The organism is Komagataeibacter nataicola, assembly GCF_003207795.1.
In the GTDB taxonomy this organism is placed as follows: domain Bacteria; phylum Pseudomonadota; class Alphaproteobacteria; order Acetobacterales; family Acetobacteraceae; genus Komagataeibacter; species Komagataeibacter nataicola.
The window spans coordinates 1-3,449 of record NZ_NIRT01000074.1 but is presented as its reverse complement, the minus strand read 5'-3'; the positions used below and the strand labels follow the sequence as shown (position 1 = coordinate 3,449).

Here is a 3,449-nt window from a genome sequence, read left to right as displayed (position 1 = left end):
TCTGAAAGGCCACATCAACAGGCCTTACAGAAGACCGCACACGATCACACGTCAATATGGGTCAGAAAACTCTTGCATAACGGACGGTAACCACAGAAGTTTGGCGGCTACCTTGCCAAGGTCGATACCGTCAACCGCACGGTCATCGGTTACCTCAAGCTGTCAGGCGGCGGCATGCCGCAGGATATCCTGACCGCGCCCGACGGGCACAAATTCTACGTGGCCGACATGCATGCCGATGGCGTGTTCGTTATTGATGGCGACAGCTTCCGCGAGACGGGCTTCATCCCCACCGGCATCGGCACGCATGGCCTGTATCCCAGCCGTGATGGCACGAAAATGTACGTAGCCAACCGGGGATCGCACAAGATTCACGGGCCGCCGCACGGCAAGGCGGGTGGCGTGAGCGTGATCGACTTTGCAACCGATAAGGTGATAGCCAACTGGCCCATTCCCCATGGTGGCAGTCCCGACATGGGCAATGTCAGCAATGACGGCAAAACGCTGTGGCTCTCGGGCCGGTTTGATGATGTCGTCTATGCCATCGACACCACCACGGGGGCCATGCGCAAGATCCCGGTGGGGCAGGAGCCGCATGGCCTGACCGTATGGCCGCAGCCGGGCCGCTACTCGGTCGGGCATACCGGTATCCTGCGCTAAAAAACTGCTTTCATGGATAAGCATTATTTGTGACGGTTCATGCGGGCAGGTTAGCCCATTGAGTGAGGATTTTCAGGAGTTTTGCAGGCGGGCGGATGTTGAGGCGCCACTCGCACCCGGCCAGAAAGAGATGGCGGTCCTTACGTGGTATTCCATTGTATCGACGCAGATGCCGCTTCGCCTGGCTCCAGAAATTCTCGATGTCGTTGATATGGTGTCTGCCCAGGGCGAGATGCCTGCCGTGGTCGATGCGTTCATGATGAAATTCCAGGACATCCAGCTTGTCGTAAACATGCCACGAATTGCTGTAAACGATTGAAGCTGGCTGTACTTTCTTTTGAATGATCGGCATCAGCGTCCGATGACCTGCGTTGGGGATCATGACGGCATGGACACGGCCATGCCATTTCAGCAGGCCGAAGATGGTCTCTTTCCCGGCGGCGCCCCGGCCCCGTTTTCCTTTACGATGCCCACCGAAATAGCTCTCATCGACTTCGATTTCACCCGAGAGCTGTGCCTCATGAGCAATCTGTTCTGCGATGACGTGGTTTCATATGACATATCAATTCTTTATTGGCTTACCTATGCCAGACCCAAAACTTTTCATCCTTGCAGGCGGTGTCCCGAACTGGCTTTTTAACATGCCCTGAGGCCGATCATTTGAGCTGGCCCATGGCATTGGAGGGGCCGGATGACCGATATTTCCTTTGCTGAAGGTATTGATGCAGCCATGCAGGCCCGCGTGCTTGCGGCCCCGCATTTCCGCCGATGGCATGAGGCCATGCGCACCCGCTTCACGTTGCGCCATGTGCTGGTGCGTGATGCGGTGGCCTTTGGCCCGAACCGCATGGGCTTCATACTCGTGGAGGCCGACGCCCTGCATGATGGCAAAGCGGTGCCCGGCCTTGCCCTGCTGCGGGGCGATTCCGTATCGGTCATGGTCGTGCTGAAATGCCCCGGCTATCCCGACCGCACCATTCTCACGCGTGAGGCCCGCGTGCCGGTAGCCCAGCCTGACCTGCTGGCCCTGCCCGCGGGCATGCTCGATGGCGGCGCATTCGTCAGCACCGCGCTGCGCGAACTTTCAGAAGAAGTGGGGGCCGACCTGCATGTGCGCGCCGAAGATCTGGTGGAACTGACGCATGTCTGGCTCTCCCCGGGTGGGTGTGACGAGGCGATTGGCCTGTACTATACCGAACTGCATATAGATGAAGCCCTGGCCCGGACCCTGATGAACCGGCAGACCGGGCTTGCCTGCGAGCACGAACATATCCGCCTGCGGGTGATCGATCTGGCGGATCTGCCCCATATCGGCATGACGGACGCCAAAACGTTGCTTTCATGGCACATGTACCAGGCACGAAAATGAACATACGTTTTTTTGTTGACACAACAATGTGAGGGTTGTCATAACGGCGGGAAGCAGACCTGCCTTGTGCAACTGCTTCTTGGACGTTTCCTCCCTAAACTCAGCGGTGCACATGCACCGCTTTTTTTTGTCCTGTTTTATATAAATTTCCTATAACTCTATGTCGTGTAGTATAATGCGGCACAGACCAAATGACATGATGGGAACAAAGCAGAATGAGCGGTATCTTCAATGATGTTATGGGCAAGCTGAGCGATCTGGCTGGTGCGGCAGGGCTGTCGGAGCAGGTGCATTCCTACCTGGCCGAGCTTCTGACCCCGGCCACCATCACCAGCCTGCTGACCCAGGCGGAACAGGCCGGGTTAGGTGACAAGGTGCGCTCATGGATTGGCGACGGCCACAACCTGCCCATCTCTACCGATGAACTGCGCACGTTGCTGAGCAACGATCAGGTTCAGGCCATGGTGAACAAGACTGGCCTGCCCGCCGCGACCATCCTGCCTGTTCTGGCCCATCTGCTGCCCGAGGCCGTCAATACCCAGACCCCGGCCGCAGCCGCTCCCAAAACCGCCTGAACACAAAATGGGGCCGGTTACATGTGACCGGTCCTTTTCCCATGGCTTCGCCACGGGCCATGATACGCATTGCGGCATAAAACGGCCTTTTAAAAATAAAGGCGACGCGCCCTGAGGGCATCCGGGATACCTGCCGACAGTGATGGATTTTTCCGTTGAGGGAAGCATCACATGGCATTTCAATTTTTAAGGGATTTCTTATCGGAGACGATGGTGGGCGCAACAGGGATTGAACCTGTGACCCCTACCATGTCAAGGTAGGGGAGAGTCGCATTTTGTTATTTATAATCAATACGTTAATCAAACCAGTCGAATAACTTCACTGATTTTTCACTACTCTCGGCCCGTACGACCACCAGCGCACAATCTCTTCACGGTAAGCGTCGGGCATCAGCTTGGTGTAATCGGCTACGATATTTGTGTCGCTCCAGTCCCCATCAGCCTTCAGTTTCAATAGGTCACGATATACGCAATAGTGCCATGTCGCCCAAGTATGCCTCAGCATATGGGGGGTAAATTCTGGAACATAGACCTGCTTTGGGGTTTTACTCCCTTTGGGAACCCATTCCCGGATGCGGCCCGGTAATCCCGCTCGCTTACATGCCCCAGCCCATCCAGTCTTGATCTGGCCGCCATATTGACGTCCGGTATCATGATATCGCTTTCCAAACTCCATTCCGTATCGAGTCGTGATTATGGGGCGGAATACAAACCCATCGCGATAAGATATGGTTTCAAGCCACTCTAGCAGCCTGTCGGGTTGGGCATTTTGCGGCTGATAACGCCGAGGCTGACCCGGCTTATGCTGCCTGAAGCCGTGCCATTCTTTTGCAGTTGTATGCGAG

The 3,449-nt window shown here is 56.0% G+C and carries 4 protein-coding genes and 2 pseudogenes; 4 read left to right on the top strand and 2 right to left on the bottom strand.

Features of this window, described 5'->3' with window-relative positions; translation table 11 throughout:
* Nucleotides 1-96: 96 nt before the first annotated feature.
* Nucleotides 97-660, top strand: a pseudogene (locus CDI09_RS17205) (YncE family protein); the annotation flags it as partial.
* Nucleotides 661-697: 37 nt separating this feature from the next.
* Here CDI09_RS17205 and CDI09_RS17200 read toward each other — a convergent pair.
* A complete protein-coding gene (locus tag CDI09_RS17200) occupies nucleotides 698-1,159 on the bottom strand; it encodes an IS1595 family transposase (protein ID WP_408884527.1) in 462 nt (153 codons plus the stop codon).
* On the opposite strand from CDI09_RS17200, the gene CDI09_RS18750 reads away from it, so the two are divergent.
* The 3 genes from CDI09_RS18750 (at nucleotide 1,049) to CDI09_RS17190 (ending at nucleotide 2,604) form a co-directional block, all read left to right on the top strand.
* On the top strand, nucleotides 1,049-1,300 hold the full coding sequence (locus tag CDI09_RS18750; RefSeq protein WP_236944544.1) for a hypothetical protein: 252 nt from the start codon (nucleotides 1,049-1,051) through the stop codon (nucleotides 1,298-1,300). The two genes, CDI09_RS17200 and CDI09_RS18750, sit on opposite strands and share 111 nt — an antisense overlap.
* Nucleotides 1,301-1,351: 51 nt before the next feature.
* Complete coding sequence (locus CDI09_RS17195) at nucleotides 1,352-2,029, top strand: NUDIX domain-containing protein (RefSeq protein WP_078523617.1); 678 nt, start codon at nucleotides 1,352-1,354, stop codon at nucleotides 2,027-2,029.
* 215 nt (nucleotides 2,030-2,244) lie between these two features.
* Nucleotides 2,245-2,604: a YidB family protein gene (locus CDI09_RS17190; RefSeq protein WP_078523618.1), complete on the top strand. Its 360-nt coding sequence runs from the start codon at nucleotides 2,245-2,247 to the stop codon at nucleotides 2,602-2,604.
* Nucleotides 2,605-2,923: 319 nt separating this feature from the next.
* On the opposite strand, the pseudogene CDI09_RS18745 reads toward CDI09_RS17190, so the two are convergent.
* A pseudogene (locus tag CDI09_RS18745) lies at nucleotides 2,924-3,449 on the bottom strand (hypothetical protein); the annotation flags it as partial.

Coding starts and splice junctions, on each gene's coding strand:
- CDI09_RS18750 (WP_236944544.1), top strand. CDS start 1,049: ATGGACACGGCCATGCCATTTCAGCAGGCCGAAGATGGTCTCTTTCCC.
- CDI09_RS17195 (WP_078523617.1), top strand. CDS start 1,352: ATGACCGATATTTCCTTTGCTGAAGGTATTGATGCAGCCATGCAGGCC.
- CDI09_RS17190 (WP_078523618.1), top strand. CDS start 2,245: ATGAGCGGTATCTTCAATGATGTTATGGGCAAGCTGAGCGATCTGGCT.